The sequence below is a fragment of the Caldovatus aquaticus genome, from assembly GCF_019458025.1.
Taxonomy (GTDB): domain Bacteria; phylum Pseudomonadota; class Alphaproteobacteria; order Acetobacterales; family Acetobacteraceae; genus Caldovatus; species Caldovatus aquaticus.
Genome location: NZ_JAHZUY010000123.1, coordinates 1 through 2,020, shown reverse-complemented (window position 1 = coordinate 2,020; position 2,020 = coordinate 1). Strand labels below are relative to the sequence as shown.

Here is a 2,020-nt window from a genome sequence, read left to right as displayed (position 1 = left end):
CAGAGGCTCGATGATCCGCCATTCCGCCTCACTCAGATCGAACCGCGACATGCCAAGCTCCCGTCCAGCAGGGAACTTGAATCAGATCCCAGCCCGTCGCGTCCAGCAGTTTGGGTTCAGGACCTAGGCGCCGGCGAGCTCCGGCACGATCCAGAGCGGCTTCTCGCCCCGCGCCACGCGCTGGCAATTGTCGAAGGCGTTGCGGAAGCGCGCGGCCTGGTTGTCCCAGGTCGGGCCGGCGTAGTGCGGCGTCAGCACCACGTTGTCGAGGCCGAACAGCGGGTTGTCCGCCGGCGGCGGCTCCTGGTCGAAGACGTCGAGCCCGGCCCCGGCGATCGTTCCGTCGCGCAGCGCCTCGAAGAGCGCGGCCTCGTCCACCACCGGCCCGCGGCAGGTGTTGACGAGGTAGGCGGTCGGCTTCATCCGCGCGAGCTCGGCCCGGCCGATCATGTGCCGCGTCGCCGGCGTCAGCGGCACGTGCAGCGAGACGATGTCGGAGGCGCGCAGCAGCTCGCCGAGCAGGCGGAAACGCACGCCGAGCGCATCCTCCGCGTCCTCCGACAGCCGCACGATGTCGTAGTACAGCACCTCCATGCCGAAGGCGCCCGCGAGCCGCGCCACCTTCTTGCCGATCGTGCCGAGCCCGACGATGCCGAGCGTCTTGCCCCGCAGCTCGTAGAGCCTGACCTGCGAGGGGTCGTTGCCGCGCCAGCGGCCGGCAACGACGTTCTGGTGCTGCCAGATCAGGCGCCGGCAGACCGCGAGCATCAGCATCAGCGCGTGCTCGGCGACGGCGGTCGCGTTCGCCCCGCCGTTGTTGCAGATCGGCACGCCTGCGCGGCGCGCGGCCTCGAGGTTGCAGGTGTCGTAGCCCGCGCTCAGGAGCTGGACCAGGCGCAGCTTCGGCGCGGCGCGGAAGAAGGCGTCGTCCATCGCCGGGCTGCCGAAGCCGACGAGGTATTCGGCCTCCCGCATCGCCTCGGCGAATTCCGGCGTGCCGAACCGCGCCACCACCATCTCGAACCCGGCCGGCGCGAGCTCGCGCGCCACTTCCATCGCGCTCAGCGGGCTGTCCATCACCACGATGCGCGGCGGCCTCTGCGCCATCGGCGTTCCCTCCCCTGCGGTCGCGGTCCAGCATAGCGCATGGCGGCACGGCGGACAGGGGGCGGCGGCGTCCGGAATGCGGCCGGCCGCCGCGCGGCGCGCCCCTTCGGGCGCGGTGTTCAGCCGCCGGCGAGGCCGCGCTGCAGCGCCGCCACCCGCGCCAGCGCCTCCGCCGAGAGCGGCCCCTTGGCCGCGGCGGCGAGCGCGTGCTCGAGCTGCCCGAGGCTCGCCGTGCCGATCGGCACCGTTGCCATCTCCGGCGCGGCGATGGCGTAGCGCAGCGCGGCCTCGACCAGGTCCGCCGCGTGCCCCTCGGCGACGAGGGGGCGGAACCGGCGCGCGCGCTCGAGATCGGTGCGGTAGTCGGAGCCGAAGCCGATCGGCGCCACCACCGGCTGCGCGACCGGATGGCGCGTCTCCTCGCCGCTGAGCGCGCCGGCGGCAAGGACGCGGATGCCGATCACGCCGACATCGGCCGCCGCCGCGTCGCGCAGAGAGCCTTCGAAGTCGTGCGCCGGGAAGCCGGGCGGCAGCGGCGCGCGCGCGCTCGGATTGAGCAGGTTGTAGGGGATCTGCGCGGTGTCCAGAACCCGCGCGCCGATCACCCGGCGCAGCGCCGCCGGCTGGCCGAGGGCGGTGATGCCGAGGAAGCGCGTCTTGCCCTGCGCCCGCAGCCGCTCGAAGGCCGGGAGCACCTCCTCGAGCGCCGCCTGCGGCGTCAGCTCCGTCGCCGCCGGCGTCTCCGAGATCGGGTTGTGGAGCTGGAACAGGTCCCCCTGCTCGCGGCTAGGTCCTGAACCCAAACTGCTGGACGCGACGGGCTGGGATCTGATTCAAGTTCCCTGCTGGACGGGAGCTTGGCATGTCGCGGTTCGATCTGAGTGAGGCGGAATGGCGGATCATCGAGCCTCTG

2 protein-coding genes are annotated in these 2,020 nt (G+C 72.7%); both read right to left on the bottom strand.

What is annotated here, in order from left to right; translation table 11 throughout:
* Window positions 1-123: 123 nt before the first annotated feature.
* Window positions 124-1,107, bottom strand: coding sequence for a 2-hydroxyacid dehydrogenase (locus K1J50_RS18735; RefSeq protein ID WP_220119263.1), 984 nt, complete (start codon window positions 1,105-1,107; stop codon window positions 124-126).
* A gap of 119 nt (window positions 1,108-1,226) precedes the next feature.
* Window positions 1,227-1,910, bottom strand: coding sequence for an aldo/keto reductase (locus K1J50_RS18730; RefSeq protein ID WP_220119262.1), 684 nt, complete (start codon window positions 1,908-1,910; stop codon window positions 1,227-1,229).
* Window positions 1,911-2,020 lie beyond the last annotated feature (110 nt).

What these genes read in the sequence shown, in the direction of transcription:
- K1J50_RS18735 (WP_220119263.1), bottom strand. Translation starts at nt 1,107, where the DNA reads ATGGCGCAGAGGCCGCCGCGCATCGTGGTGATGGACAGCCCGCTGAGC.